Source organism: Lentzea rhizosphaerae (assembly GCF_042649515.1).
Classification (GTDB): Bacteria; Actinomycetota; Actinomycetes; order Mycobacteriales; family Pseudonocardiaceae; genus Lentzea; species Lentzea aerocolonigenes.
This window is the reverse complement of sequence record NZ_JBHRZI010000015.1, coordinates 672768-697920: the sequence shown is the minus strand read 5'-3', so window position 1 is coordinate 697920 and position 25153 is coordinate 672768. Positions and strand designations below refer to the sequence as shown.

General features: G+C 68.1%; 29 protein-coding genes. 16 read left to right on the top strand and 13 right to left on the bottom strand.

Annotated features, from left to right (window positions below; translation table 11 throughout):
- Window positions 1-14 precede the first annotated feature (14 nt).
- Window positions 15-851, bottom strand: coding sequence for a helix-turn-helix transcriptional regulator (locus ACFOWZ_RS20355; protein WP_382374675.1), 837 nt, complete (start codon window positions 849-851; stop codon window positions 15-17).
- Window positions 852-937: 86 nt separating this feature from the next.
- On the opposite strand from ACFOWZ_RS20355, the gene ACFOWZ_RS20350 reads away from it, so the two are divergent.
- Window positions 938-1714 carry an SDR family NAD(P)-dependent oxidoreductase gene (locus ACFOWZ_RS20350; protein ID WP_382374673.1) on the top strand — a complete coding sequence of 259 codons (777 nt, stop codon included), beginning with the start codon at window positions 938-940 and terminating at the stop codon, window positions 1712-1714.
- 1 nt (window position 1715) lies between these two features.
- Here ACFOWZ_RS20350 and ACFOWZ_RS20345 read toward each other — a convergent pair whose 3' ends face one another.
- Genes ACFOWZ_RS20345 through ACFOWZ_RS20330 form a run of 4 tightly spaced genes read right to left on the bottom strand, consistent with a single transcriptional unit; the run spans window position 1716 to window position 3847 of the window.
- Window positions 1716-2225: a hypothetical protein gene (locus ACFOWZ_RS20345; RefSeq protein ID WP_382374671.1), complete on the bottom strand. Its 510-nt coding sequence runs from the start codon at window positions 2223-2225 to the stop codon at window positions 1716-1718.
- Window positions 2225-2518: a hypothetical protein gene (locus ACFOWZ_RS20340; RefSeq protein WP_382374669.1), complete on the bottom strand. Its 294-nt coding sequence runs from the start codon at window positions 2516-2518 to the stop codon at window positions 2225-2227. The genes ACFOWZ_RS20345 and ACFOWZ_RS20340 overlap by 1 nt, the downstream gene beginning before the upstream one ends.
- Before the next feature lie 16 nt (window positions 2519-2534).
- On the bottom strand, window positions 2535-3113 hold the full coding sequence (locus tag ACFOWZ_RS20335; protein WP_382374667.1) for an HAD-IA family hydrolase: 579 nt from the start codon (window positions 3111-3113) through the stop codon (window positions 2535-2537).
- Window positions 3110-3847, bottom strand: a complete 738-nt coding sequence (locus ACFOWZ_RS20330; protein WP_382374665.1) for a DeoR/GlpR family DNA-binding transcription regulator — start codon at window positions 3845-3847, stop codon at window positions 3110-3112. The genes ACFOWZ_RS20335 and ACFOWZ_RS20330 overlap by 4 nt, the downstream gene beginning before the upstream one ends.
- 67 nt (window positions 3848-3914) lie before the next feature.
- On the opposite strand from ACFOWZ_RS20330, the gene ACFOWZ_RS20325 reads away from it, so the two are divergent.
- Genes ACFOWZ_RS20325 through ACFOWZ_RS20305 form a run of 5 tightly spaced genes read left to right on the top strand, consistent with a single transcriptional unit; the run spans window position 3915 to window position 7200 of the window.
- Window positions 3915-5072 carry an MFS transporter gene (locus ACFOWZ_RS20325; RefSeq protein ID WP_382374663.1) on the top strand — a complete coding sequence of 386 codons (1158 nt, stop codon included), beginning with the start codon at window positions 3915-3917 and terminating at the stop codon, window positions 5070-5072.
- A gap of 10 nt (window positions 5073-5082) precedes the next feature.
- Window positions 5083-5754 carry an RraA family protein gene (locus tag ACFOWZ_RS20320; protein WP_382374661.1) on the top strand — a complete coding sequence of 224 codons (672 nt, stop codon included), beginning with the start codon at window positions 5083-5085 and terminating at the stop codon, window positions 5752-5754.
- Between the two features lie 6 nt (window positions 5755-5760).
- Window positions 5761-6330, top strand: a complete 570-nt coding sequence (locus tag ACFOWZ_RS20315; RefSeq protein WP_382374659.1) for a TIGR03086 family metal-binding protein — start codon at window positions 5761-5763, stop codon at window positions 6328-6330.
- Window positions 6331-6379: 49 nt separating this feature from the next.
- Window positions 6380-6778 (top strand): VOC family protein, encoded by a 399-nt coding sequence (locus tag ACFOWZ_RS20310; RefSeq protein ID WP_382374657.1) that lies wholly within the window; start codon window positions 6380-6382, stop codon window positions 6776-6778.
- Between the two features lie 5 nt (window positions 6779-6783).
- Window positions 6784-7200, top strand: coding sequence for a YciI family protein (locus ACFOWZ_RS20305; RefSeq protein ID WP_382375107.1), 417 nt, complete (start codon window positions 6784-6786; stop codon window positions 7198-7200).
- A 37-nt stretch (window positions 7201-7237) separates the two neighbouring features.
- On the opposite strand, the gene ACFOWZ_RS20300 is transcribed toward ACFOWZ_RS20305, so the two are convergent.
- The 3 genes from ACFOWZ_RS20300 to ACFOWZ_RS20290 form a co-directional block, all read right to left on the bottom strand.
- Window positions 7238-10387, bottom strand: a complete 3150-nt coding sequence (locus ACFOWZ_RS20300; RefSeq protein WP_382374655.1) for a S8 family peptidase — start codon at window positions 10385-10387, stop codon at window positions 7238-7240.
- Window positions 10388-10483: 96 nt separating this feature from the next.
- Window positions 10484-11167: an aspartate/glutamate racemase family protein gene (locus ACFOWZ_RS20295; protein WP_382374653.1), complete on the bottom strand. Its 684-nt coding sequence runs from the start codon at window positions 11165-11167 to the stop codon at window positions 10484-10486.
- Between the two features lie 9 nt (window positions 11168-11176).
- The gene (locus tag ACFOWZ_RS20290; RefSeq protein WP_382374651.1) at window positions 11177-11731 is read right to left on the bottom strand and encodes a TIGR03086 family metal-binding protein; all 555 of its coding nucleotides are present in this window, start codon (window positions 11729-11731) and stop codon (window positions 11177-11179) included.
- A gap of 99 nt (window positions 11732-11830) precedes the next feature.
- Here ACFOWZ_RS20290 and ACFOWZ_RS20285 point away from each other — a divergent pair, with 99 nt between their 5' ends.
- Window positions 11831-12568: a DUF6597 domain-containing transcriptional factor gene (locus tag ACFOWZ_RS20285; protein ID WP_382374649.1), complete on the top strand. Its 738-nt coding sequence runs from the start codon at window positions 11831-11833 to the stop codon at window positions 12566-12568.
- Here the strand turns inward: ACFOWZ_RS20285 and ACFOWZ_RS20280 are convergent.
- Window positions 12561-12998, bottom strand: a complete 438-nt coding sequence (locus tag ACFOWZ_RS20280; protein WP_382374647.1) for a VOC family protein — start codon at window positions 12996-12998, stop codon at window positions 12561-12563. The genes ACFOWZ_RS20285 and ACFOWZ_RS20280 overlap by 8 nt on opposite strands.
- A 108-nt stretch (window positions 12999-13106) precedes the next feature.
- Here ACFOWZ_RS20280 and ACFOWZ_RS20275 point away from each other — a divergent pair, with 108 nt between their 5' ends.
- The 5 genes from ACFOWZ_RS20275 (at window position 13107) to ACFOWZ_RS20255 (ending at window position 17177) form a co-directional block, all read left to right on the top strand.
- Window positions 13107-13697 (top strand): LysE family translocator, encoded by a 591-nt coding sequence (locus ACFOWZ_RS20275; RefSeq protein ID WP_382374645.1) that lies wholly within the window; start codon window positions 13107-13109, stop codon window positions 13695-13697.
- 76 nt (window positions 13698-13773) lie between these two features.
- Window positions 13774-14526 carry a WecB/TagA/CpsF family glycosyltransferase gene (locus tag ACFOWZ_RS20270; protein WP_382374643.1) on the top strand — a complete coding sequence of 251 codons (753 nt, stop codon included), beginning with the start codon at window positions 13774-13776 and terminating at the stop codon, window positions 14524-14526.
- A 325-nt stretch (window positions 14527-14851) separates the two neighbouring features.
- A complete protein-coding gene (locus tag ACFOWZ_RS20265; protein WP_382374641.1) occupies window positions 14852-15763 on the top strand; it encodes an ABC transporter ATP-binding protein in 912 nt (303 codons plus the stop codon).
- Window positions 15760-16803, top strand: a complete 1044-nt coding sequence (locus tag ACFOWZ_RS20260; protein ID WP_382374639.1) for an ABC transporter permease — start codon at window positions 15760-15762, stop codon at window positions 16801-16803. The genes ACFOWZ_RS20265 and ACFOWZ_RS20260 overlap by 4 nt, the downstream gene beginning before the upstream one ends.
- 50 nt (window positions 16804-16853) lie before the next feature.
- A complete protein-coding gene (locus ACFOWZ_RS20255; RefSeq protein ID WP_030467793.1) occupies window positions 16854-17177 on the top strand; it encodes a DUF3817 domain-containing protein in 324 nt (107 codons plus the stop codon).
- Here ACFOWZ_RS20255 and ACFOWZ_RS20250 read toward each other — a convergent pair.
- Together ACFOWZ_RS20250 and ACFOWZ_RS20245 are read right to left on the bottom strand one after the other, a co-directional pair.
- On the bottom strand, window positions 17149-18201 hold the full coding sequence (locus tag ACFOWZ_RS20250; protein WP_382374637.1) for a phosphotransferase: 1053 nt from the start codon (window positions 18199-18201) through the stop codon (window positions 17149-17151). The genes ACFOWZ_RS20255 and ACFOWZ_RS20250 overlap by 29 nt on opposite strands.
- A gap of 43 nt (window positions 18202-18244) precedes the next feature.
- Window positions 18245-18742: a MarR family winged helix-turn-helix transcriptional regulator gene (locus tag ACFOWZ_RS20245; protein WP_035910332.1), complete on the bottom strand. Its 498-nt coding sequence runs from the start codon at window positions 18740-18742 to the stop codon at window positions 18245-18247.
- 51 nt (window positions 18743-18793) lie between these two features.
- Between ACFOWZ_RS20245 and ACFOWZ_RS20240 the strand changes: the two genes are divergently transcribed.
- The 4 genes from ACFOWZ_RS20240 to ACFOWZ_RS20225 all read left to right on the top strand — a co-directional run bounded on the left by ACFOWZ_RS20240 (window position 18794) and on the right by ACFOWZ_RS20225 (window position 22446).
- The gene (locus tag ACFOWZ_RS20240; RefSeq protein ID WP_382374634.1) at window positions 18794-19099 is read left to right on the top strand and encodes an MTH1187 family thiamine-binding protein; all 306 of its coding nucleotides are present in this window, start codon (window positions 18794-18796) and stop codon (window positions 19097-19099) included.
- Window positions 19100-19179: 80 nt separating this feature from the next.
- Window positions 19180-20001, top strand: coding sequence for an SCO6745 family protein (locus ACFOWZ_RS20235; RefSeq protein ID WP_382374632.1), 822 nt, complete (start codon window positions 19180-19182; stop codon window positions 19999-20001).
- The gene (locus tag ACFOWZ_RS20230; RefSeq protein ID WP_382374630.1) at window positions 19998-20987 is read left to right on the top strand and encodes a co-chaperone YbbN; all 990 of its coding nucleotides are present in this window, start codon (window positions 19998-20000) and stop codon (window positions 20985-20987) included. The genes ACFOWZ_RS20235 and ACFOWZ_RS20230 overlap by 4 nt, the downstream gene beginning before the upstream one ends.
- 526 nt (window positions 20988-21513) lie before the next feature.
- Entirely contained in the window at window positions 21514-22446 is a 933-nt protein-coding gene (locus ACFOWZ_RS20225; RefSeq protein ID WP_382374628.1) for a hypothetical protein, read from the top strand.
- Between the two features lie 420 nt (window positions 22447-22866).
- Here ACFOWZ_RS20225 and ACFOWZ_RS20220 read toward each other — a convergent pair whose 3' ends face one another.
- On the bottom strand, window positions 22867-23661 hold the full coding sequence (locus tag ACFOWZ_RS20220) for a helix-turn-helix domain-containing GNAT family N-acetyltransferase (protein ID WP_382374626.1): 795 nt from the start codon (window positions 23659-23661) through the stop codon (window positions 22867-22869).
- A 32-nt stretch (window positions 23662-23693) separates the two neighbouring features.
- Window positions 23694-25136, bottom strand: coding sequence for a neutral zinc metallopeptidase (locus ACFOWZ_RS20215; RefSeq protein WP_382374624.1), 1443 nt, complete (start codon window positions 25134-25136; stop codon window positions 23694-23696).
- Window positions 25137-25153 lie beyond the last annotated feature (17 nt).

The window sequence follows — 25153 nt, the reverse complement described above, 5'->3', positions numbered from 1 at the left end:
CCAAACAGCAGGGGTTAGATCCGGGCCCCTGGGCCGAGGACGTTGAGCAGAGCCAGCGCCTCGGCACCAGGGGATCCCTGTGGTGCGCTGTAGAGCACCAGGTTCTGGTCGCGGTCGGTGAGCGCGAGCGAGTCGCAGTCGACGGTGACCTCCCCGACGACCGGGTGGTGGAACGTCTTCGTGAGCGTCGGCGAGGGCTGCACGTCGTGGCGCTCCCAGAGCCGAGCGAAGTCGGGACTGCCGGCGAGGAGCTCGTCGATCAGCCCGGTCACCGCGGGATCCGCCGGATAACGGGCGAGCGTGACCCGCAGCTGCATGACGGCGTGGTGGCGGAACTCGGCGCCGTCGGAGATCCCGTACGGCGGCCGGTCCGGTGGCCTGAGGAACGCCAGTCGCGCCAGGTTGCGGTCCTCGGGGGCGAGCAGGGAGAAGTCCTCCATCAGCGCGGCCGCGAGGTCGTTCCACGCGAGCACCTCGAACATCGCGGACGTGACGAACCCGGCCGTCTGCGGCAGTCGTTCCAGGAGCGCGAGGATGCTCGGTCGCACGTCGCGGCGGTGCAGTCGGGCACGGGTCGGTGCGGTGCCGGCGAGCAGGTGGAGGTGGTCGGACTCCGCGTCGGTGAGCCGCAGCGCGCCCGCGATCCCGGCGAGGACGTCACTCGACGGCCACGGCGCCCTGCCCTGTTCGAGCCGGACGTAGTACTCGGTGGAGATGTGCGCGAGGACCGCGACCTCCTCTCGGCGCAGACCAGGTGTCCGGCGCCGAGGGCCGGATGGGAGGCCGACGTCTTCCGGTCGCAGCCGTTCGCGGCGGCTGCGCAGGAACGACCCGAGCTCGTGCTTGCTCATACCCCGAGTCTGCCCGCCGCGCGCCGGCGGATCCTGGTACAGCCTGTACCTGAATGCGCGACGGCGATCGGGCTGAAGTTGTCGTCATGACCAACGACATCGCACCCGCCGGTCTGCTCACCGGCAAGGTCGTCCTCATCACCGGCGCGAGCCGCGGCATCGGCGAGGCCGCGGCCAGGCTCTTCGCCGCCGAGGGCGCCGCCGTCGTGCTCGCCGCCCGCGGCACCGAGGCCCTCGACCGGATCGCCGGCGAGATCCGCGACGGTGGAGGCGTCGCCGACACCGTCGCGCTGGACCTCGCCGACCGCACGAGCATCCGCGCGGCCGTCGACCACGTCGAGGAGCTGCACGGACGGCTCGACGGCGCCTTCAACAACGGCGCGGCGCTCCAGCAGCCCGGCCCGCTCGACACCACCAGCGACGAGGACATCGACGTGCAGTTCGCGGTGAACTTCCGCGCGCACTGGACCGCCATGACCGCCGAGGCCGCACTCATGCGCCGCACCGGCGGCGGGGCCATCGTCAACACCTCGAGCATCGGCAGCCGCCGCGCGAACCCCGCCCTGCCCGCGTACGGCGCGATGAAGCGCGCGCTCAACAGCATCACCGAGACCGCCGCCGTGACGTGGGCCCGTCAGGGCATCCGGGTCAACGGCATCACACCCGGCGGCACCGCCACGGAGATGATCGACGCGTGGGAGGCGGCGTCCGGCGGCATCATCGACCACATCGTCGCGCTGACCCCGCTCGGTCGCATGGCCGAACCGCGCGAGGTGGCCGAGGTCGCCGCGTGGCTGCTCAGCGACCGCGCCTCGATGGTGACCGGAGCGATCGTGCCGGTCGACGGCGGTGCCGGGGCCTGAGTCAGAACCACCGGGACCAGCCGGAGCTGGCGAAGATCGTCAGTCCGGGGCCGCCCGGCAGGATGTTGCGTTCGTCCAGGCGGGGAGCGTCCCAGTCGAGGACCATGCCGTCGTCGAGGTACAGCAACCCGAACGCTTCGGCGACCAGGCAGTCGGCCTCACGCGCCTGCACCGCCCAGTACTGCCCCTCCAGCCACTCGGGGTCGGCCTGGTGCAGGCGCGTGGCCAGGAACGCCACCTCACAGCCGACCTTCACCGCCGTGTCGCGGAAGAAGTAGGCGAACGGCAGGGCGGGGTCGCGCGCGAGGCCCGGTGTGGACTCGTGGTCGTCTCTCAGGCCGAAGAATTCGTGCTGCGAGAACCGCACCGTCGCGCAGGTGTGGTCGTCGAGCCGCATCACGTGCGCGTTCACGTTCCTGAAGGGACCCCACGCGTCTCCGGCGACGCCGAGCATGTCGAGGCTGATCTCCGTGGGCGAGTAAAACGCGGCCGCCAGCAGTTTGCGGCCCATCAGCCCATGTCCGCGCGGCGCAGGTGATCGACGAATTCGGCGAGCGTCATCATCTCCCGCGACGTCAGGTAGTAGGAGCGTTCCATGGTGCGCCGCAACTCTTCCAGCGGCGCCGGGTACCGGTACTGGTCGTACGGGGTGTACATCGCCAGCACCTTCTCGACGTCGAACGGTTCCTTGCCACGTTCGGCGGCCTCGGCCTTGGCAGTGGCCAGCTTCTCCGCGACGTCTCGCTCGTGCTCCGCCTTGATGCGGTCGAACAGCTCCCAGTCGTCGCGTCTGTCGTCGGTCACGGCGGCACTGTAGCGATCACACGCTGGGGTGCGGCGCGGATCGGCTCCGCCGGTGACGGCCGGCCTGAAGACAAGCCCGGAGGCCGTCGATCCCCGTGAAGTGATGCCCGCGCATCCCCTCGCGTTCGGCCGCCTGCACGTTCTCCAGCCGGTCGTCGACGAACAGGATGTCGTGGTCGCCCAACGCGTCCCGGCACCACTGGAACGCACCGGGCTCGGGCTTGGCGTGGCCGATGCGGCACGAGAAGGCACGCACCTCGAACAGGTCCAGCCACGCGTAGGTGCGCTCGAAGTTGCGGGCGTGGTCCTCGGGGATGTTGGACAGCAGGGCGATGCGCTGCCCGGCGCCGTGCAGCTCGTGCAGCAGCGCGACCATCCGGTAGTCGACTCGGCTCCAGCTCTCGACGTCCTTTTCGACGAGCGGCGGGTGGCCGACGCGGGCCCAGTACTCCTGCGCCGTCACGTCACCGCGGTCGTAGGCGGGGCGGTGGGCCCAGTAGGCGTCCCAGAACGCCGGATCGGTGCTCATCGTGGCCATGACCTCGGGCGACTGGTCGCGCGCGATCACGCCGAACATGTCGAACAACACGATCATGCCGTCACCACCGTCACGCCCGCCGCCTCCAGTTCCTCGTCGCCCACCGCGTCGGTGACCACCGCGTCCAGCGCGGTGGCCGGGGCGACGAACGCGAGCGCGGTGCGGGTCAGCTTCGACGCGTCGACGGCGGCGATCACGCGCCGGGCGGAGGCGATGGCGGCCCGTTTGACCGAGGCGTCCTCCAGGTCGAACGCCGTCAGGCCCTGCCCCGCCGACAGGCCGCAGCAGCCGACGATCGCGGTGTCGAAGCGCAACGCCTCCAGCGAGGCGAGCGTCAGCGGTCCGGTCAGTGCGAGCTCACCGGGGCGTGGGCGGCCACCGGGCACCAGCAGCGTGAGTGACGCTGACGACGACAGCGCGTTCACAGCGTGCAGCGACAACGGCATGACGGTCAGCCGTCGGTCGTGCAGCAGGCGAGCGACCTCCAGGCACGTGGTGCCGCTGTCCAGCACCACCGACTCGCCGTCCGTGATCATGTCCGCGACGGCTGCGGCGATGCGGCGCTTGGCGTCGGTGTTCTCGTCCGAGCGGAGCGCGAACGGTGGTTCGGAGCCGCGCAGCAGCAGGCTGCGGGCGCCGCCGCGGAAGCGTTCCAGGACGCCTTGGGCGGCGAGAACCTCCAGGTCGCGGCGGATGGTCATCTCGGACGCGCCGGTCAGCGAGGCCAGTTCGGCCACGCCCAGGGAGCCGGCGTCGCGGACGGCCTCGGTGATCTGCTTCAAACGGGACACAGCGCGATTGAACATGACTTATGTGCGAAACTCAAGCTATCGAACACACCGGTTGTTCGTTAGCGTGATGCGTGTGAACGCTCTCAAGGCCGCGCGGGTGGCCACCTTCACGTACTTCGCACTCAACGGGTTCCTGCTCGGGCTGTGGCTCGTGCACATCCCGACCGTCGAGGAGCGCACGGGCATCGACCACGCCGAGCTCGGCCGGTTGCTGCTGCTGCTCGGGCTGGGCGCGTTCCTCGGCATGCGGTTCGGCGGCAAGATCACCGACCGGGTGGGCGTGAAGCTGGTCCTGCCGATCTCAGGCGTGTTCTGCAGCGTGTCGGCCGTGCTGCCCGGTCTGGCGACCGGTCAGTGGACTCTCGGTGCGGCGCTGCTCATCTTCGGCTTCGGCAACGGCCTGATCGACGTCAGCATGAACGCACACGCCGTGGTGGTGGAGCGGCACTACAAGCGTCCGGTGATGTCGGCGTTCCACGCCACGTGGTCGCTCGGTGGCGTGGCGGCCGCGTTGACCGGAGCGCGCACACTCGGCTGGGAACTCTCCCCCGCCACCACGCTCGGTGTCGCTGGTGCGCTCGGTGTCGTCGTCAGCATCGTCACGGCGAAGGCGCTGCTCGACGAGAAGGAAGAGGCGCACGTCGTGCAGGCGGCGGGCAAGCGCAAGGTGCCGCGCCGCATCTGGGTCATGGCGGGACTCGCGGGCATGATCATGCTGAGCGAGGGCTCGGCGAACGACTGGAGCGTGCTGCACCTGCAGGACGTCCTCGGTGCCTCACCGCAGGTCGCGGCGCTGGCGTACGGCGCGTTCGCGACGACGATGACGACCGGCCGGCTGCTCGCGGACCGGATCACCGCGAAGGTCGGGCCGGTGGCGGTGCTGCGCTGGGGATCCGCGATCGGAGCCGTCGGCATCGCCACGGCCGCGCTGTCGCCGTGGATCTGGCTGGCGCTGGTGGGCTGGGCGATCGCCGGTGCCGGTCTCGCGGGCACGGTGCCGCAGCTGTTCAGCGCGGCGGGGCACGCGGAGGCCGGTGCGGCCGCGGCGAACATGTCCCGCGTGGTCGGCATCGGGTACGTCGGCGTGCTCGCGGGACCTGCGGTGATCGGCTGGCTGACGCACCTCGTGCCGCTCAACGTCGCGTTCCTGCTGCCGGTGGCGTTCTGCGTGATCGCGGCGTTCTCCGCGAACGTCCTGAAGACACAGGAGCACGTGACGGCGTAAGAATCTCCGCATGGATCTCGCCGAACTGGATCTCACCACCGCACACCTGGCCGACGCCTGCATCCGGGCGAACATCCCGGTCCGCACGGCCACCCTGACGCCGGTCATCCCCGGCACCAGGACCTCCGGTCGCGTCCTGCCGGCCCGTCACGCGGGCAGCGTCGACGTCTTCCTCGAGGCCATCGACCGCAGCCGTCCCGGTGACGTGCTGGTCGTCGACAACGACGGCCGCACCGACGAGGCCTGCGTGGGCGACCTGGTCGTGCTCGAAGCGAAGGCGGCGGGACTCGCCGGTGTCGTGATCTGGGGCCTGCACCGCGACACCCACGACATCCGCGCGATCGGGCTGCCGGTGTTCAGCCTCGGCGCCAACCCGACCGGGCCGTTGAGCCTGCGCGACCGTGCGCCGGAAGCTCTCTCGACGGCCGAGGTCGGCCAATGGACCGTCACGGCCGATGACATCGTGTTCGGTGACGACGACGGTGTGCTGTTCGTGCCGGCCGCGGAGGCCGACGCGCTCGTCGCGAAGGCGAAGAGCATCCGCGACGTCGAACGAGCGCAGGCCGACCGCGTGAGGCAGGGTGAGTCCCTGCGCAGCCAGCTCCGGTTCGACGAGTACCTGGCCGGCGGACTCACCTTCCGCGAGCATCTGCGCAAGATCGGCGGCGCAGTCGAGGAGTGAAGCCCCATGTCGATTTCGGCCAGGTACCGGGCACGTGCGGACGCGTTCGAGATGAAGGTCGCGAACGTGCGTGCGGACCAGTGGGACAACCCCTCGCCGTGCGCCAAGTGGACCGCACGTGGGGTGGTGGACCACGTCATCGACATGCACGGCGTGATGCTCGGCCAGCAGATCCCACGCACCGATGACCCGCTCACGGACTTCCGCGAGGCACGCCGTCAGGTGCAGGAGGCACTGGACTCCGACCGGGCCACGACCGAGGTCGCCACACCCGCCGGTCCGATGACGCTGGAGGACCACATCGACCAGGTCGTCAGCGACGACCTGGTGCTGCACGGCTGGGACCTCGCCCGCGCCACCGGCCAGGACGAGACCATCCCGGCCGACGACGTCGAACGCCTGTGGGCCACCGCGACGGCGGTGCCACCCGAGCTGATGGAACGCTTCCGCACGCCCGGCGCGTTCGGTCCCGGCATCGAGGTCTACGGGCCGGAGGTGGACGTGCCCGAGGACGCCGCGCTGCAGGACCGGTTGCTCGGGTATGTGGGCAGGGACCCCGTGTCGAAAAGTTTCTGAGCGCTTCGACGAGTCCGTGCAAGGCAGCCGCCAGAGAGGAACCACGGACATGGACTGGACCCTGGAAGTCATCGTCGTACCGGTGTCGGACCTGGACCGGGCGAAGCGCTTCTACGAGGAGCAGCTCGGCTTCACGCTCGACCACGACACGACGTTCAACCCCGACACCCGCGTCCTGCAGCTCACGCCACCCGGCTCCGGCTGCTCGATCGTGATGGGCAAGGGCATCGTGAAAGGCGAGCCGGGCTCGTTGAAGGGGGTCCAACTGGTCGTCTCGGACCTGGAGAAGGCCCGCGCGCAGCTGGTCGAGCGCGGCGTCGAGGTCGGCGAGATCGTGCGCATGAACGAACAGGACGGTGGGTCGTTCATCTTCTTCGACGACCCGGACGGCAACAGCTGGGCCGTGCAGGAGATCAAGGCTCGCGCAACCGGTGGGGAGTGGAAGTGAAGTACATGCTGGTGAGCTACGGCGGCAACCAGGAGGACTGGGAGGGCCTCGCCGCGTGGTCGGACGAGGACATGCACCGCATGATCGCTTACATGCGGGACCTGGACGCCGAGCTGCGCGCCTCCGGTGAGCTGCTCCAGTCCGAGGGCCTGAGCGGGCCCGCGCGGGCGTTCGTGGTGCGAGGCGGTGACGGAGACGGCCCGCCGATCGTGGTCGACGGGCCGTTCGCGGAGTCCAAAGAGGTCATCGCCGGGTACTGGGTGGTCGACGTCGAGAGTCACGAACGACTGCTCGAGGTCGCCAGGAAGTGCTCGGCCTGCCCCGGTCCCGGCGGGAAGATCCTCAACCAGCCGATCGAGGTGCACCCGATCATGAGCGCACCCGACGTGGACCCGGACACCCTGGCGCCGTACCAGAAGTAGCGGTGAGGGGCCGGACCTGGCCCGGCCCCTCACGCCGTCACTTCAGGTCGTACGCGCGGATGATGGTCTGCTGGACCTCACCGCCCGCGTCCGCCGCCCGAGCCTTGAACGACACGTTCTTGGCGCCGTGCGGGTGCAGCAACGTGACCTGCCAGCCGGTCCGCGTCTTGTGCAGCGGCACCGGCTTCCACGTCTTGCCCTCGTCGAAGGACACCTGCACCGCGGGGTCCTTGATGTTCGTGACCTTGCCCGTTCCGTTGCGGTCCACCGTGATCGGCACGGTGACCACCTTGCCGGCCCGGTTGAACTCGTCGAGCTTGGGCGAGAACCGGACCGCGAGCAGCGGGATCGGCTTGTACTCCTCGCCCGCGACGTGCTCGGACGTGAACGACCAGTCCGTGGTGATCCGCGACGACTGCGAGTCGCGGGTGGACTCGGTGTGCACCTGGTAGCGCTTCTTCTCCGCGGGCGCGTCCTGCAGGTAGGCGTATCCGGAGTACGGCTGGTCGGCGACCACCTTGCCGTCGACCGTGATGGTGGTGCGGCCGGACGTCTCGGGACCGCTGCCGCTCATGCCCTCGGCGCTGTGCATCGGCACGCTCACCCGCAGCAGGTTGCCCAGGCGACCGGCGAACCGCACGTAGCGCGGGTCGTGGGGCAGGCCGGGGCCGAACACGGCGCTGTTCCAGTGCTCGGTGACGGTGCGGCCGAGCTTGAACACGCGGCCGAAGCCGCTGTACTGGCTGCCGAGGTTCGGGTACTCGCCGAGCTTGACGAACTCCGACAGCGAGCCGTCCCACGGCGTGTCGGGCGTGTAGAACTCCTTGAGCCGCAACGGCAGCGGGCCGGAGGCGCCGTTGTCGCGCTGACCGATCGAGCCCGGCACACGGGCGTGCGTGACGGAGTCGACCCTCGCGAGCTCGCGGTCCTTCACGGCCCGTTGGAGGTTCTCCGGCACACGGCCGTTCTCCATGATCCGCACGTGGTACTGGTACGGGCTGCCCGCGAAGCCGCCGTTGCCGTCCGGCTTGGCCATGACGCTCCCGGCGTGGAACGTGAACTTCGGCCACGACGTCTTGGACGGGCGGACGCGGATCGACTCGAAGTCGTTCAGGTACCAGGTGCCGCCCGTGTCGCCCCAGTTGGCCTTCATGTCGAAGGCGAGCTCCGAGCTCGCGGCCGTGGCCTCCTGGTCGACCTTGATCGACGGCTGGATGCCCTGCCGTGCGTCGAACACGATCTCGGTGTCCTTGGTGACCTCGATCGCGGGCTCGGTGAGGACGGTCGTGGTGCCGCGCTTCGTCGGATCGGCGCTCGGGGTGTAGATCGACCCGTCGAGGAAGAACGCGCCCTTGGGCAGGCGCTGCACGAGCGTGGAGCCCGGCACCGTCCGGAAGTAGGCCTTGGGCTGGTTCACGTCGACGAACCGGTAGGTGTAGTTGTTCGTCGGATTGCCGTCGCCGTCGAGGAACGAGACCTTCACGTCGTAGCTCTCGACCTCCTTCACCAGGCCGAGTGCCGTGCGGGTGCCGTCGGAGGCGACGACGGCCGCGCCGTAGATCGCGTCCGGCACGTTCGCGCGGGTGTCCGCGGTGACCGTGGCGTCGGCGGTGCCGCCGGCGGGGATCGTCAGCTTGGCCGGGGACACGCTGAACAGGCCGTTCGCCGCGGGCTTCACGTCCGTGACGGCGAGGTCCAGCGTCACGTCCGACGAGCCGGTGTTGCGGTAGGTCAGCTTCCGCGTGATCGGCTGGTCGTCGCCGTGCGGCCACTGGGCGGTGCCCAGCGTGAGGCCGCCGTGGTCCGTGGAGATCGAGGTGGAGGCGGCGCGGCCCACGTCGAGGCGTCCGGCGCCCTGCTCGTAGACGGTCAGCGTCGGGTTGGGCTTGGCGCTGTTCATCAGCGCGGCCTTGATGTCCTCCGCCTTCCACGTGGGGTTCTTGGAGGCGATGATCGCCGCCGCGCCCGCCACGTGCGGCGTGGCCATCGACGTGCCGGACAGCGAGATGTGTCCTTCGTCGACGGGCGTGCCGATCTGGCTGTTCTTCGCCTTCGCGGCCACGATGCCGACGCCCGGCGCGGTGATGTCGGGCTTCATCGCGTTGTTCACCCAGCGCGGGCCGCGCGAGGAGAAGTCGGCGAGCTTGTCGTCGCGGTCGACGGCGCCGACGGTGAGGGCTGAGTCGGCGGCGGCGGGCGAACCGATCGGGCCACCGGAGTTGCCGGCGGCGACCACGAACAACGCGCCGGTCTGCTCGGTGATCCGGTTGAGCGCCAACGACATCGGGTCGGTGCCCTCGTCGGGCCACGAGCTGCCGAGGCTCATGTTGATGATCTTCGCCTTGGTCGCGGCCCACTCCATGCCGGCGATGATCTCGCTCTCCCGGCCGCCGCCGTAGTCGCCGAGCACCTTGCCGTTGACGAGCTTCGCGTCGGGCGCGATGCCCTTGTACTTGCCGTCACCGGTGACCGTGGAGGCGACGTGCGTGCCGTGACCGAAGCGGTCGTCGGTCGTGTCGCTGTCGCTGAAGTTCTTCGACTCCACGACCGCGCCCGCGAGGTCCGGGTGCGTCTCGTCGACGCCGGTGTCGAGGATCGCGACGGTGACGTCCTTGCCGGTGAAGCCCTTCTCCCACGCCTGGGGTGCGCCGACCTGCGCGGCGCTGCGGTCCAGCGACGCGGTGACCTTGCCGTCGAGCCAGATCCTGCCGGTGCCCGCCGCCCGAGCACCGGCCCAGAACCCGCCGTTCTTGTCTGCCGTGACCGCCTGAGCGCCGATGCTCGGCAACGACCGTGCGTTCGCCGCGCTGATCCCCTGCCCCTGCACGATCAGCGGAATGGTCTTGCTGGACGCGTCGTCGTAGCCGGATCTGGCCAGCAGTGAGACGTCGAACAGGCGCTCGTCGAGCTCACCGGAGTCGAGTCCGGGCTGGGCGTCGAGCGGGATGACGTGCAGGTCGCCCTGCGGGTCCTTGAACGTGCGGAACCCGACGTTCTCCCTGCCCCGGGCGCCGCGAGCGCGGACCTTGCCGCTCGCGACGGTGACCTCGTCACCGGTGATGAGCGTGACCTTGGTGGTCAGCCCGTCGGCACGTACCTCTTGCTGCGGTGCCGCCGAAACAGGAACGGCTGCCGTGGCAGCGACCACGGCAGCCGTCAGACCTGCGGCGATGTGTGAACGTTTCAACGTGAAGTCCCCTGGTTCACCTTGGAGTGTGTTAGCCCTCAGTGACTAAGACTGTTCCCAGGGTGTTCACGCTGCCTGGCGCTCACATCAACATGTTCACAGAATTGCCCGGTCGACGGCCGCCTCGACGTGCAGGCGCGTGGTCGGGAACACCGGAAGCGGCACGTCGGCCTGGGTGATGAGCAGTTCGATCTCGGTGCAGCCGAGGATGACGCCCTGCGCGCCCTCGAACCGTGCGATCACGTCCTGGTAGGCGCGGCGGGAAGGCTCGCGGACGATGCCGAGGCACAGCTCGTCGTAGATGATCCGGTGCACGGTCGCGCGATCTTCCGGAGACGGCAGCAGGACCTTCAGGCCGTGCGACTCCAGGCGTTCGCGGTAGAACGGCTGGTCCATCGTGAAGCCGGTGCCGAGCAGGCCGACCGTGGTCAGGCCCGCCTTCTTGATCGCGGCGGCGGTGGTGTCGCCGAGGTGGATCACCGGGATGTCGACAGCCGCCTGGACCTGGTCGAACACCTTGTGCATGGTGTTCGTGCAGATCAGCAGGAAGTCCGCGCCGCCTGCCTGCACCTGCGCGGCACCCTCGGCGAGCGCCTTGCCGGCGTCGTCCCACCTGCCCTCGACCTGCATGCGTTCGATCTCGGCGAAGTCCACGGAGTGCAGCACGATCTTCGCGGAGTGCAGGCCGCCCAGGCGTTCCCGCACCAGCACGTTCGCGAGCCGGTAGTACTCCGCACTGCTCTCCCAGCTCATCCCGCCGAGCATCCCGATGGTCAGCATGCGGTCCAGTCAAGCACTCCAGCGCGGGTCGCGGCCGGTCCGCGCCAGCAGCCGCTGCATCGGCGAGGCGTCCGCCGGTGCGTCGACGGCCGCCTTGAACACGTTCCACTCGACGGCCATCGGTCCCATCTGCTCGACGAGCTTCTCGACCTCGGCGAACACCTCGGGGTCCGGCTCGAAGTCCTGACCGGTCGCCTGGGCGAGGTCGCTCGCGTGGATGGTGAGGTCGAGCAGCGCCATGCCGCCGACGGTCTGCGCGGGCATGTTCATGCTGCCGGCGACGCCCTCGTCCGCACCGGGCTGTCCCCACGCCTCGACGAGCTTCGCCGTCTCGGACGGGAACTGCGCGCGCCAGGCCGGGTAGTTCGGCGTGTGGCTGAAGTCGGCGTCCTGCTTGACGGCGAGCTTCTGGAACTCGACGACGACGTGCAGCAGGTGGTCGAGCAGGGCGCGGACGTCGTAGTCGGCGCACGGGGTGGGCTTGGTCAGGTCGTCGTCACCGATGTTCGCGATGACGGGCAACGCGTGGTCGCGGGCGCGGTCGAGCAGAACGCTGAGCTTCATGCCGTTGACGCTATTTGTGTGTGGTTCCGCGTTCTTGAAAAAACGCGCCAACCTAGGATCTGGGCTGTGCAGGGGCCGCGTCGTGACACCCGAGGAATCGTGGACGCGCGCGAGTTGTTCGCCCGCGTGCGGTTCCGCCGCCGTCTGCCGTGCGCTCAGTTGCAGCCGTACCTGGAGCACTACTGGCTGATCGACGGTGAGCTGGACGCGCCGTACACCACGCACGTCGTGCCGCATCCGTCCGTGAACATCGTCTTCGAACACGGGTACGCACAGCCGGAGATCTCCGGTGTGGGGCTCGGGTTGTTCACCCGCGTGCTGGACGGGCGGATCCGGGTCGCGGGCGTGCAGTTCCGGCCCGGCGGGTTCCGGCCGTTCCGCGCCGAGCCGGTGTCGCACTGGACCGGGAGGCACGTGCGGCTCGACGTGCCCGCGTCGGACGTGCTGGACGTGGACGACGAGGACGAGCAGGTGGCAGCGCTCGACGCGTTCCTGCTCGGGATGGGACCTGTGCCCGATCCGCAGGCGACGCTGGCGATGGAGCTCGTCCAACGGATCCGTGACGACCGCGAGATCCAGAAGGTCGCGGACTTCGCGCGCGCGGAGGGCGTTGCGGTGCGGACGCTGCAACGGCTGTTCGCGGACTACGTCGGCGTGAGCCCGAAGTGGGTCATCCTGCGATACCGCATCCACGAGGCGTTGGAGCGCGCCGAGTCCGAGGTGGAGTGGGCGCGGTTGGCCGCTGACCTCGGTTACAGCGACCAGGCGCACCTCGTGCGCGACTTCACCCAGACCGTCGGTGTCTCTCCCACGGCTTATGCGCGGGCTCTCAGCTGAAGTACTCGCACAGCTCGATGAGGATGCCCTCGGGTCCGCGGACGTAGCAGGTCTTCAGGACGTCCTGGTAGGTCTCGACGTTCCTGACCACCTCGGCGCCGTGCGGTCGCAGCCGGGCGAGGGTGTCGTCGAGGTCGTCCACCACGAACGCGACGTGCCGCAGGCCGAGGGCGTTGATCGGGGCGTAGGAGCTGCCGTCGATGCTCTGCGGGGTCTCGAACTCGCTGAACTCGACCCGGTACCGGTCGTCCGGCGTGCGCATCATCGCGATCCGGCTGCGGGAGCCGTCGAGCCCGATCACGCCGTCGACGAAGGTGCCCTCCATGTGCGCCTCGCCCTCCAGCTCCAGGCCGAGCTCCTGGAAGAACGCGACGGTGGCGGCGAGGTCGGTGACGGTGATGCCGACGTGGTGCATGCTCTTGATGGTCATGCCCCTGGGACGGTACCGGCCGCGGATTCTCGACGCCGGAAGTGGTCCAACTTCGCGAGCGAGTTTTGGCTCTGTCAGCTGGACCGCTTGGACGGGATGGTGAGCGGCATGAGCCTCGCCTTCCTGATCACGACGTTGATCGCGGTCGCCACTCCCGGCACCGGTGTGCTGTACACGTTGTCCGCCGGTCTGTCCCGCGGCCGCAGGGCGAGCGTGATCGCCGCGTTCGGCTGCACCCTGGGCATCGTGCCGCACGTGCTGGCCACCGTCACCGGCCTCGCGGCATTGCTGCACGCCAGCGCGCTGGCGTTCGAGATCGTGAAGTACCTCGGCGTCGCGTACCTGGTGTACCTGGCGTGGACCACGTTGCGGGACAAGAGCGAGCTCGTCGTGGACACCTCTGCGGCACCAACGTCCGCGAAGAAGGTCGTGGTCTCGGCGGTGCTGATCAACCTGCTCAACCCGAAGCTGACGATCTTCTTCGTGGCGTTCCTGCCGCAGTTCGCGACCGGCCTGAGTCAGATGGTCACGTTGAGCGCGGTGTTCATGGCGCTGACGTTCGTGGTCTTCGCCGTCTACGGCGTGTTCGCGGCGTCGATGCGGGACCGCGTGCTGGCCCGGCCGCGCGTGATGGTGTGGCTGCGCCGGTTCTTCGCCGCGTCGTTCGCGGCGCTCGGCGTGAAGCTCGCCCTCACCTAGCCCCGGTCCTGAAGTTCACCTCTCGTCACCACATCAGCCGATGCTGCCACTCCTCGTTTGAGGGCAAAATACTTGCATGCACTCGCACGTCCCTGCAGTGACTGTGCTCGGCATTCGGGTGGCTTGCCTGCCCAGGAACCAGGTGCTCGCCGCAGTCGGCGAGCTCATCGACTCGCCGGGCCCGTCGTTGCTGGCCTATGCGAACGCTCACTCGCTCAACGTGGCCAGCGTCAACCCCGCCTACCGGAGAGTTCTGGACAGCGCGGCGCTCGTGCTGAACGACGGATCCGGGCTGGCGATCGCCGCGAAGGTGCAGGGGAAACGCTTTCCGGACAACCTCAACGGCACCGACCTCACCCCGAGAATCCTGGAGCTGGCAGCGGAGCGTGACGCACCGGTGTTCTTCCTCGGCGGAGAACCGGGGATCGCGGAGGCGGCTGCGAAAAACCTCACCACACGGATCCCCCGGCTCCGGGTTGCGGGCTGCCGGCACGGGTTCTTCGGCCGCGCCGACGAGGCCGGGATCCTGCGCCAGATCAAGGAGAGCAGCACCAAAGTGCTCATCGTGGCGATGGGCAACCCGAAGCAGGAGTTGTGGCTGGACCAGCACCTCGGGGCCACCGGCGCCTACCTGGGGGTCGCGGTCGGCGCGTTCCTGGACTTCGCCGCGGGCAAGGTCTCCCGCGCTCCCGAGTGGATGCGGAAGGCGGGGGTCGAGTGGGTGTACCGGCTGCTGCTGGAGCCGAAGCGGCTGTTCCGCCGTTACGTGCTGGGCAACCTGCTGTTCCTGGGGCGGGTCGCCGTTGAACGGATCTTCACCCGCCGATGACCCGTGGCTCGTCGCAGTGCCGTGTCCCGCGAAGCTGTTGCGCGTCAACGACCGTGCTTCTCGAGTTGCCCCGTCGTCAGCCCCGGCAAAAGCCAAAACCGGGACCAGCGCCTGTATCGAAGTCCGCACCAAGCCCCTGCTGTTTGGCGCGAAAAGCACGTTCGGGCCGATAGATGGCCCCAACGTGCTTTTCGCGCCAAAAATATGTCCGGTAGGCCTGAGCCGCTCTACTTCGATACAGGCGCTAGCTCGTTCGTCTCGACTTCGCTGCGACTTTCGTCGTTTCACCACAGCACCTGGCCTGCGCTGACCTAACGTCCCCGCCATGACGGAGGAACGATCGGCTGTCGTGGTGCGGGACGTCCGCAAGAGCTACGGCGAGCTGAAAGCGGTGGACGGCGTCTCGTTCACCGTGGCCGAGGGGGAGTTCTTCGGGATCCTGGGGCCCAACGGCGCCGGGAAGACGACTACGCTGGAGATCATCGAGGGGCTGCGCGAGCCCGACGGTGGCGAGGTGCGGCTGCTCGGTGAGAGTCCGTGGCCGCGCAACGTGAAGTTGTTGCCGCGCATCGGTGTGCAGCTCCAGGCGTCGTCGTTCTTCGAGAAGCTGACCGCGAAGGAGCAGCTGCAGACGTTCGGCTCGCTCTACGGCGTGAGCCACGGGACGGCCGCGGACATGCTCGAGCTCGTCGGGCTGGCCGACAAGGCGAACGAGCAGGAGAACAAGCTCTCCGGCGGCCAGCGTCAGCGGCTCTCGATCGCCTGCGCGCTCGTGCACGACCCGGACATCGTCTTCCTGGACGAACCGACCGCCGCGCTGGATCCTCAGGCGCGTCGCAACCTCTGGGACGTGCTGCGCGCGATCCAGGAGCGCGGCAAGACCATCGTGTACACCACGCACTACCTCGACGAGGCCGAGATCCTCTGCGACCGCGTGGCCATCATGGACAACGGCAGGATCCTCGCGCTCGACCCGCCCGCGGTGCTGGTGCGCGGCTTGGACGCGCCGACGCACGTGACGCTGCAGAAGGGCGTGCTGTCCGTCGTGGACGCCTCCGCGCTCGAAGGTGTGGAGGAGGCGCACGAGGACGAGGTGTCGCTGACGATCTCCACGCGCCGGCCGGCACCCGTGCTGTCCGCGCTGGCCGAACGGGGCGCGCTGGACGGCCTGCAGGTCCGCACGGCCACCCTCGAAGACGTGTTCCTCAACCTGACCGGGCGGGAGTACCGCGCATGACCGCGTTCAAGACGCTCTCGCTGGCGATGTTCAAGGGGTTCATCAGGGACAAGGTGACGCTGTTCTTCACCTTCCTGTTCCCGTTGATGTTCCTCGTCATCTTCGGCCTGATCCTGCGCGACGTCGGCGCGGACAAGACCAAGATCGCGGTGGTCGGCGACGGTCCGGTCGTGTCGGCGTTGCGGGACAGCGGTGTGCTGGAGCTGGAGCCCTACAACGACGCCGATGCCGCGGTGCAGAAGGTGAAGGACGGCGATCTGCCCGCCGCGCTGATCGTGCACGGCCAGCAGCTCGACGTGCGGTTCGCGCAGAGCGACCAGGTCAAGTCGGCGACCGTGCTCGGGATCATCAACGGGTTCGTGGACAAGGCGAACCTCGCCGCGACCGGTCAGCCGCCGCGCTTCACGTTCGCCGCGGAGAAGGTCGAGGACGCCTCGCTCAAGCCGATCCAGTACCTCACGCCGGGCATCCTGTCGTGGGGCATCGCGGTGTCCGCGGTGTTCGGTTCGGCGCTGACGCTCGTGTCGTGGCGGCGCAAGCAGGTGCTGCGACGCATCCGGCTCGCGCCCGTCTCGGCCACCTCGGTGCTGTCGTCGCGGTTGCTGGTCAGTGCCGGCGTGGCGCTGGTGCAGGGCGGGGTCTTCGTCGGTGTCGCGTCGCTGCCGCTGTTCGGGCTGAAGCTGTCCGGGCAGTGGTGGCTCGCGATTCCGTTGCTGATGCTGGGAACCATCGCGTTCTTCGCGCTCGGCATGCTGGTCGGCGCGTTCGCGAAGACCGAGGAGGCGGCGTCGGCCGCGGCGAACATCGTCGTGCTGCCGATGGCGTTCCTGTCCGGGACGTTCTTCCCCGTCGACCAGGCGCCGGCGTGGTTGCAGACCGTGTCGAAGATCTTCCCGTTGCGGCACATGAACGACGGCATGCTCGACGTGCTGGTGCGGGGCAAGGGGATCGAGGCACTGGCGGTGCCGGCGGCGATCCTGACCGGGTTCGCTCTGGTCGTCGGGTTCCTGGCCTCACGCGTCTTCAAATGGGAGGAATAGGACACCCCCAGGTGCGTTGTGCTCCCTGTCACGGTTCATGATGGGGAGCCATGACGTTCTCCACCGCGGTTGGACGGTTCCGCATCTTCGCCCTGGCCGAGGCGATCTCCTGGGCCGGCCTGCTGCTCGGGATGTTCTTCAAGTACGTCGTCGTGCAGAACGAGATCGGCGTGAAGATCTTCGGCCCGATCCACGGCGTCATCTTCGTCGGCTTCGTGCTCGTCACGCTGATGGCGAAGGAGCCGCTGAAGTGGGACGGCCGCACGCTGCTCCTCGGCCTGCTATCGAGCATCCCGCCGTTCGGCACGGTGATCTTCGAGCGCTGGGCTTCGAAGACCGGCCGTCTCAACGAGGCAGCGCCCGAACAGCTCTGAGCTCGGTCTCCGGATCGCCCTCGTGGTAGATGCGCTCGGAGGCCTCGATGTTGTCGAGGAACTCCTGGTACTTCACCGCGTTGTGCAGGCGTGAGGCCCGGCGGGCGACGTCGAGCGCCGCGAGCGGCTGACTGTCCGGCAGGTGGGCGAGCCACGCTTCACTCCACACCCGGCCGATCGCCTCACTCAGCTGCGGGTTGAACTCCATGAGCCGGCACGCGTCGAGCGCCGGGTGGCCCCAGCACGCGTCGGACCAGTCGATCACCACACCGCTGTCGCGCCAGTTGCCGGAGTGGAAGTCGCCGTGGGTCAGCGTGTCCGGCAGCCCGAACGACGGCATCGGCACCGTCGTCGGCCGGAGCTGCGGCTCACCCGCGAGCGCGTGCTGCACCGCGACCCAGCGCGGCACGACCTGCTCGACCATCTCCTCGGTCAGGCGCCAGCAGTTGCCGCTGCCGGCCTGGCTCAGCAGCACGCGGTTCGGTGCGCTGGCGAGCACCTCGGGCACCAGGGTCGGGTCGTGCGCGGCAACCATCTTGATCACCGTGCCCTCGTCGGCGAAGAACGGCGGGACGGCCTTCAGCCACACGGGACCGTCCGCGGTGGGCAGCCGGTGCACGCTGGACAGGTTCCAGGTCCTGACCTGGACGGCCGGTCCGGTGCGGGTGATGACCGCGTCGGCCCAGTCGACCAGCTCCGACGGCCCGCCGAGCCGGGCCCACGGCAGCCTGTGCTCGGCGTCGGGTTCCGGTTCGGCGGCGGGCTTCAGGTGCGTGCGGTCGGGTTCGCCGTGCGCCTCGACGTGGTAGGTGACGACGCCGCCGAACGGGGCACTGCCGCCGTCTACCGACACGAGGCGCAGCACGCTGGTCGGCACGCCGAGCAGGTCGCGCAGGACCGCGTTGACGGGCTCGACGTGGTTCCAGTCCGAGGTGTCGACGGGGATCGGGTCGGTGCGGCCGGCGAAGCCGCTGGGGGCGCTGACGAGGGCGATGATCGACCGGTCCGGGCGTTCCCAGTGCATGAACCCATCAGGCCACAGTGCGCGGCCGGTGCCCAAACGGTTTTCAGTCCTCGAAGTCGCCGCTGGCCCTGCGGACCTTCGCCAGCAGCTCGGTGAGCTGCTCGGTCTGCCGGTCGGTGAGGCCCTTGAGGCCCAGGTTCACCTCGACGACCGCCGCGGTCGCGTCCTCACGGCGCTTCAGGCCGGCGTCGGTGATCTCGACGAGCGTGGTGCGGCGGTCCGTCGGGTGCGGGGTGCGGCGGACGAGGCCGTCGCTCTCCAGCCTGTCGACGATGTTGGTCACGCTCGTGGGGTGCAGCTGGAGGCGCTCGCCCATGACCCGCATCGGCAGTGCGCCCTTGCGGGAGAAGTAGAGGAGCACCAACGCCTCGTAGCGCGCGAACGTGAGGCCGTGCGGCTTGAGGGCTGCGTCCACGGCGGACTGGATGATTTGCTGGACACGCATGACGCTCGTGACGGCGGCCATCGACGTGGAGGAACCCACCCGGTCGTCCCACAGCTCGGCCGCGCGGGCGATCGGATCGAACGGCAGCGGTGTCATGGGCACCGAAGCTACCAGTCAGTACCACCGATGGATCATCAGGAGGCACGTGTGCTTGTCGCGTTCAGCGTCGCTCCGTCCGGTTCGGACTCGTCGGGAAGCGTCGCCAAGGCCGTCGCCGAGGCCGTGCGGATCGTGCGGGAGTCCGGCCTGCCCAACGAGACGAACGCGATGTTCACCTTGATCGAGGGGGAGTGGGACGAGGTGATGGACGTGGTCAAGCGCGCGACAGAGGCCGTCCAGGCCAGTGCTCCGCGCGTGTCCCTCGTGCTCAAGGCGGACATCCGGCCCGGCTACACCGGCCAGTTGGCGGCCAAGGTGCAGCGGATCGAGGAACACCTCTCCGACTCGTCGTGAGGTCTCGGATGGCCGAACGCTCTACGCCGCCCCGGTGAGGGGATCCGTGCGCGGGCGTTCACTGGGTTAGCGTGTCGGGCGTGGACGCGAGGCAGCTGTGGTTGAGGTTCGAGCCCTACCACGACGTCACGTACTTCACGCCCGAATCCCGCGCCGCGACCGACGCGCTGGGCTGCAAGGGCGGCTGGATGGGCTACTTCGGCATGCGCGCGGCACCGCTGGGCGCGGCGCCGCCGGAGCTGGTGACGGCCGTCTTCTACAACTTCGCCCCGCGCATGGTCTCCCGCGCACTGCCCGACGCGTGGGCGGTGGCGTCGCCTGCCGAGTACCTGCGCGTGCGGCTGGAGGGCGTGGACGGGGCGTTGCGCCGGATGCTGGGCTCCGTCGACACACCGGAGATCGCCGAGGCCGCAACGCTTGCTCGGGCCGCGGCTCTGGCCGCCCCTCTGGCCGGACGTCCGCTGGCGGCCGCGAACCGCGCGCTGCCGTGGCCCGCTGAACCTCATCTGGCCCTGTGGCACGCCTGCACGATCCTGCGCGAGGCCCGCGGTGACGGCCACGTGGCCGCCCTGGTCGCGCACGGCGTGGGCCCGTGCCAAGCGCTTGCGCTCTACGCGCGGGAACATTCCCTCGATCCGGCATACATGCGGGCCGCGCGTGGTTGGACAGTCGAGGAGTGGGAGGAAGCCGACGTTCCCGGCGACCTCGCCGCGGTGGAGCGCGCAACCGATGCTGCTGCTCTCGCACCGTGGGAGGCGCTGGGCGCGTCTCGAACTTCGCGGTTCATCGACCTGATGACGCCGCTCGCTCTCCGCATCGCTTCGGCCAACGAGGCGATGCGCGTCAACCCGATGGCCCTGGACCCGGTCCGGGAACTAGCCGTGCCAGGATGGAACACGTGACAAGGCCTGATCCTCGCAAGACCGCCGCTCTGTCCGCCGCGCTCTCGGGCGCTGTCGATCTGGGTGCCCTGAAGGCGCGCGCCGACGCCGCCCGCCAGGCCGCCGCCATGCCCGCTGCTCCCGCGGGTGGGCCGGCTGGGCCGGGTGGGCCTGGTGGGCCCGACAACGGCTCCGCGCCGTGGATCGTGGACGTCACCGAGGCCTCGTTCCAGGCCGTGGTCGAGCAGTCCCTGCAGGTGCCCGTCGTGGTGCTGCTGGGGGCCTCGTACAGCCCGGAGTCGCAGCAGCTGGCTGCTTCGCTGACTCGGCTGGCTACCTCGTCCGGTGGCTCGTGGATTCTTGCTCGGGTCGATTTGGAGCAGGCGCCTCGGATCGGGCAGGCGTTCGGGGTGCAGTCCGTGCCGACCACGGTGGCTGTTGCTGCTGGTCAGCCCATTGATGCGTTTGCTGGGCCCATTGCTGATGCGGAGTTGACGCAGTGGATTGCTCGGTTGCTGGATGCTTTGCGGGATCGGTTGCCCGGGATTCGGGCTGGGGAGGCTCGGGCTACTGCTCCCGTTGAGGAGGAAGTGGTCGAGGACCCTCGGATCGTTGCTGCTGAGGAGGCTTTTGAGCGGGGCGACTACGCGGCTGCTCAGTCGTTCTACTCGCAGATTCTGGCTTCTGAGCCTGGGAATGAGTTGGCCAAGGAAGGGTTGGCCCAGGCTCGGTTTGCTGAGCGGGCCGAGTCGGTGGATCCTGCTGTGATCGCCAAGGCTGATGCTGCGCCTGAGGATGTTGAGGCTCAGTTGGCTGCTGCGGACGCTCAGGTCGCGTTGCAGCAGGTCGACGAAGCCTTCAAGCGGCTTGTCGATGTGGTTCGGCGGGTTTATGGGGATGATCGGGATCGGGTTCGGCAGCACTTGGTCGGGCTGTTCGAGTTGTTCCCTGCGGATGATCCTCGGGTGGCTGCGGCTCGGCGGAACCTGGCGTCTGCTCTTTACTGATTGCGTCGGTTTTGTTGGTTGTCTCCCTGGTGCGTTGGCGGCTGCCGGTTTTGTGTTCGTAGGTTGGTTGCGTTTGGGCGGGTCTGTTCCTGTTTCAAGATTTCTGGGAGCTCCGCCCCAGACCCCGCCAATCTGATCAAAGACCGGCCAGCGCCGCGCGCGGGTTGGTGGCACGCCTGTTGCTTTGGGCGGCTGCCGGTTGCGTAGGCGTGCGGTTCGGCTTCGCCTTTTCGCAGCGCCAGCCACTCCGCAGGCGGACAAGGTAGGCCAGGTGGTGTGGCAGAGGCACCTTCCCCTCTACCGGCGGACCGAACAACTCGCTGCGGCAGGGCTCAGTGAGTCGTGGCGGCGACCCTCGACGGTCCCGAGCCAAGCAAGCTTGAACCGCCTCGTACACGCGCGCGCCGCCTAGGCGTATTCGGGTTGTGCCAGCCTGACGGCTGCCACAAACGCTTCGTTTCCGCCGCGCGCGCCGGAATGTCATCGAATAGGATCCCGCTTGGTCGGATGACGAAGGGTGGCCATCATGTCTATCTCTGGTGGCAGGAGAAATCGCGCTCGTTCTGGTGGGCGCGAACCGCTAGGTCGGCATCAGGCCACACTTGAACTCATTCTTAAATTCGCTGCTGCACCTGGCATAATCTTGTTTGCCACCCTGTTTATCGCCTACCGGCGTTACTATGCGACATTGGGTGTCACGCCTGAGGATGTTGGGATCACCAATGCCTACGTGTTGAGTCGATCTGTTGGACTTGTCTTGCTTGTGCTCCTTTTTGTGGCGATCACAGCATTGTCGTCATTTATTGAGCGGAGGGAGAGTGGTTTTGGGAGGGGGCGACCGTCGGGTTCGGGTCTCAACCGACTCTTGAGCAAGGTGTGGGCGGTTCTCCCGTTGATTCTCCGAGCATTTCTGACTGCTGTCACCGGCCTGCTGCTGGCGAGGCTGTATCCACGGACGGTGCATTATGTCATATTGATCTTTGTGTTGATTTTGGTAGGGGTCATCACCTTGACCAGCGACAGGTTCTATGACCGCTTCGGGTCGTTTGGGCGAACCTTCAGGCTATTTGTGACGGCCCTTGCTGGCGCGATAGTTCTAGCTACAGCGCTCAACAGTTTTGCGCACTACCAGGCAAATGGGCGTGCACTCCGCGGATGTAGTGTTGAACCGTTCGATTTCTACGGCTTGACAATTCTGGACATCTCGGCGGATTATGCGCGAATAGATTGGATTGGGCCACCTCAGCAGGCTCCAGCGATGTTTGTGGAGAGTTCAGGTCAGCGTTCGGTTCACGGCTTGGTCGTTGGACGAGGTAGTACCTTGAGTTTCGTCAAGCGCGTAGAAGGTCAGGTTGTCGTCCTTCAGGTACCAGCTGCTCTGGTGACCACCGAGAGTGACCCGAAAACGCCGAAAGATCTGGATGAAGCCGCGACGGCCTCATGCAAACCGAGCCGCTAGGTCACGAACGTCAGCCGATTCGGCAACCCTGACGGATCTGGCAATATGTGCCCCCGCCGATGAGGGTGCCGTAAGGTACAACCTTGACCCCGACTGGCCTGCATGTCGCCGCAGTAAGCGTCAGCACCATGAAGATGGTCGCCAATGCGACGAAAGATGCGGATCGAGGCCTGAACGTCTCACGGTGAAACTTCTTGTTTGTGATCATGGCGGTCTCTGTTCTTGCGCGAGCTGGAAGACGCAAGGCGGCGCCGGGAAGGCGTTCGTCTCAACACGTACTCGCAATCACAAGCCGAGGTGTTACCTGGATCACACGAAGTTGCCTCAGTGGTACGGCGGGTCACATCGACAGATGCACGACCGTGACGACTGCAGGCTCGTTTTGCCCACAAGCGTCTGTAGGGGCTGTAGTTCACCTGCTCAAGCCCGGCGGCGCTCCAGCAGCACTGTGTCTCGCCATTGGCCGTGGTGCTGGGCGATGCGTTCTCTGACGCCCACAGTGCGGAAGCCTGCCCTGTGGTGCAGGGCGATGCTGGCCCGGTTCTCCGGGAAGATCACTGCTTGCAGCGTCCACAGGTCGTCTGCGTCTGCTGCGGAGACCTGGTGGTGCAGCAGGGTTTTGCCCACGCCTCGGCCCTGGTGGGCGTCCCCCACGTAGATGGACGTCTCGGCCACGCCGGCGTAGCACTCGCGGGCTGAGACCGGGGTTGCTGCCGCCCAGCCCGCGATGGCGCCGTCCAGCTCTGCGATCCAGCGGTGGTCTGGTAGCCACTTGGATTCGAGCGTGCGGCGGGATGGGACTTCGGTTTCGAACGTGGCGTTGCCGGTGGCTATGCCCTCGCCGTAGATGCGGCGGACTTCTGGCCAGTCCGAGGCGGTCATGGGGCGGATGGTCACGCCGGAGACCGGGGTTACCGAACCCGTGCTGAGGGCGCCCATCACTGCGTCTGCGGCGTGGGGGAGGCCCGTGCAGCACGCTGGGTTGACCGTCACGAGGGTGGTTGTGCCCTCGCGCTCCAAGCGGACGAAGCCGACCTCTGCCAACTTGCGGACGTGGTGGGAGCAGGTTGACTGGCCCACGCCCAGGAGGGTGGTCAGTTCGCCGACTGTTACTGCGCCGGGGGCTGAGGCCACGTGGTGCAGCAGGCGGACCCTGGTGGGGTCGGACAGGGTCGAGAACCACGAGGCGTAGGTCGCGGCTTCATCGGTCAGCACGGGGGAAGTATCGACGGGCGTCGATGCTGGAATCAAATTGAATACTTCTTCACGCAGATCGAGGAGCCTCGGAAGAAGCCGTCTCCGAAGGCTTCCACCCTGGCGAAGCCCGAGGGGACGGCTTTGCCGTTCACGTCTGCTGCGATGAGGCTGTCGTCTGCCAGGAGTTCGGCCACTGCCTCGTCGAGGTCTCCTGGGGAGAGGCGTAGGCCTGCGGCCGGGTCTGGGCGGTTCGTCAGGCCTGCCCAGGCTCCGGTCAGGCAGGCGGTGCGTTGGCCTGCTGCGTCGTCGTCGAGTTTGAAGCCTGTGGCGTGCTGGATGGAGAGGGAGAAGCGGGAGGCGATCACGGCGAACGCTGCGAAGTCGCCGATGCCGCCCTTGGTGCCCTTTTTGGGCGGCGTGCCGATCTTCACCAGGGACGGGAGGTCGAGCTGGACCTCGTTCACCGCCGGGCAGTAGGAGGCGGGGGAGGTGGTTTGGGCGTCGTTGCAAGGCTTGATGCCTGCCCTGTCGAAGGACGGGAAGGCTGCGCCGCTCGACTTGTACGCGTCGCGGAGGGACTCCTCCAGGGCCTTCAGGTACTTGTCCTGGTCGATCCTGGCGTTGCCGCGGCCCTGGCCCTGGTCCTTGTCGGAGAGGTCGAAGGGGCGTTCGGTGATGCGCTTGTTGATTTCGGCCTCGTTGATCTCGGCGCAGCGGGCGGCGCCTCGGGTGAAGCCGAACTGGAAGGCCGAGACTCGGTCGAACGCGCTGCCGTGGGCTCCCTGCTTCTCGAAGGAGGTGCCTGCGGAGTCGCGGATGAAGAACATCGTCTGCAGGACCTGGTTCAGGCCCTCGCCGGTGGAGAGTTCGAAGTGCTTGGACTTGTTCTCGGCGATCCAGCGCATGAAGACGCCGGTGTAGCAGTCGGCCTGCTGCTCCTTGACGATCGACGGGGTGTTGGCGCCGATGTTCGAGGCCGGGCCCAGCTTGTACTGGACGGCGTGGCCCATCTCGTGGGCCAGGACCGTCACGACGGCCATCGGGCCGAAGGCGTCCTTGAGCATCGGGAGGAGTTCGCCTCGGTCCCACGTGATGCTGTCGTCCAGGGCGCAGTAGAAGGCGTTGGCGACGCCGGTGGTGTTGAGCTTGCAGACCTCGACGCCCTTGCCGTTGGAGTCGTAGGAGATGAAGCGCTTCACGGGCTCGAAGGTCTTGCCCGCGAACGACTTGGGGATCTCGGCGGTCCAGAACTCCTGGACGTCGGCGAGGGTGTTGATGGCCAGGCGGTCCATCTCGCCGCCGTCGCCGTTCTCCACGCTGAGGTCCGCGTCCTGGACGCCCTGCTTCGGGCCGGAGGGGCCGTTGGAGATCTCCAGACCGGCGACTTTCGTCGGGTCGGGGCGTTCGCCCTTCGGGTCGCCCTCGACCACGGAGGCGCAGGCGGTGAGCGCTGCGGTTGCGACCAAAGCGACGGCGATTCGTCCGATCCCCATGAGGGCGAACCCTACTA

What these genes read in the sequence shown, in the direction of transcription:
- ACFOWZ_RS20355 (WP_382374675.1), bottom strand. Translation starts at nt 851, where the DNA reads ATGAGCAAGCACGAGCTCGGGTCGTTCCTGCGCAGCCGCCGCGAACGG.
- ACFOWZ_RS20350 (WP_382374673.1), top strand. Translation starts at nt 938, where the DNA reads ATGACCAACGACATCGCACCCGCCGGTCTGCTCACCGGCAAGGTCGTC.
- ACFOWZ_RS20345 (WP_382374671.1), bottom strand. Translation starts at nt 2,225, where the DNA reads ATGGGCCGCAAACTGCTGGCGGCCGCGTTTTACTCGCCCACGGAGATC.
- ACFOWZ_RS20335 (WP_382374667.1), bottom strand. Translation starts at nt 3,113, where the DNA reads ATGATCGTGTTGTTCGACATGTTCGGCGTGATCGCGCGCGACCAGTCG.
- ACFOWZ_RS20325 (WP_382374663.1), top strand. Translation starts at nt 3,915, where the DNA reads ATGCGTGTGAACGCTCTCAAGGCCGCGCGGGTGGCCACCTTCACGTAC.
- ACFOWZ_RS20320 (WP_382374661.1), top strand. Translation starts at nt 5,083, where the DNA reads ATGGATCTCGCCGAACTGGATCTCACCACCGCACACCTGGCCGACGCC.
- ACFOWZ_RS20315 (WP_382374659.1), top strand. Translation starts at nt 5,761, where the DNA reads ATGTCGATTTCGGCCAGGTACCGGGCACGTGCGGACGCGTTCGAGATG.
- ACFOWZ_RS20310 (WP_382374657.1), top strand. Translation starts at nt 6,380, where the DNA reads ATGGACTGGACCCTGGAAGTCATCGTCGTACCGGTGTCGGACCTGGAC.
- ACFOWZ_RS20305 (WP_382375107.1), top strand. Translation starts at nt 6,784, where the DNA reads ATGCTGGTGAGCTACGGCGGCAACCAGGAGGACTGGGAGGGCCTCGCC.
- ACFOWZ_RS20295 (WP_382374653.1), bottom strand. Translation starts at nt 11,167, where the DNA reads ATGCTGACCATCGGGATGCTCGGCGGGATGAGCTGGGAGAGCAGTGCG.
- ACFOWZ_RS20290 (WP_382374651.1), bottom strand. Translation starts at nt 11,731, where the DNA reads ATGAAGCTCAGCGTTCTGCTCGACCGCGCCCGCGACCACGCGTTGCCC.
- ACFOWZ_RS20280 (WP_382374647.1), bottom strand. Translation starts at nt 12,998, where the DNA reads ATGACCATCAAGAGCATGCACCACGTCGGCATCACCGTCACCGACCTC.
- ACFOWZ_RS20275 (WP_382374645.1), top strand. Translation starts at nt 13,107, where the DNA reads ATGAGCCTCGCCTTCCTGATCACGACGTTGATCGCGGTCGCCACTCCC.
- ACFOWZ_RS20270 (WP_382374643.1), top strand. Translation starts at nt 13,774, where the DNA reads ATGCACTCGCACGTCCCTGCAGTGACTGTGCTCGGCATTCGGGTGGCT.
- ACFOWZ_RS20265 (WP_382374641.1), top strand. Translation starts at nt 14,852, where the DNA reads ATGACGGAGGAACGATCGGCTGTCGTGGTGCGGGACGTCCGCAAGAGC.
- ACFOWZ_RS20260 (WP_382374639.1), top strand. Translation starts at nt 15,760, where the DNA reads ATGACCGCGTTCAAGACGCTCTCGCTGGCGATGTTCAAGGGGTTCATC.
- ACFOWZ_RS20255 (WP_030467793.1), top strand. Translation starts at nt 16,854, where the DNA reads ATGACGTTCTCCACCGCGGTTGGACGGTTCCGCATCTTCGCCCTGGCC.
- ACFOWZ_RS20250 (WP_382374637.1), bottom strand. Translation starts at nt 18,201, where the DNA reads ATGCACTGGGAACGCCCGGACCGGTCGATCATCGCCCTCGTCAGCGCC.
- ACFOWZ_RS20245 (WP_035910332.1), bottom strand. Translation starts at nt 18,742, where the DNA reads ATGACACCGCTGCCGTTCGATCCGATCGCCCGCGCGGCCGAGCTGTGG.
- ACFOWZ_RS20225 (WP_382374628.1), top strand. Translation starts at nt 21,514, where the DNA reads ATGTCTATCTCTGGTGGCAGGAGAAATCGCGCTCGTTCTGGTGGGCGC.
- ACFOWZ_RS20215 (WP_382374624.1), bottom strand. Translation starts at nt 25,136, where the DNA reads ATGGGGATCGGACGAATCGCCGTCGCTTTGGTCGCAACCGCAGCGCTC.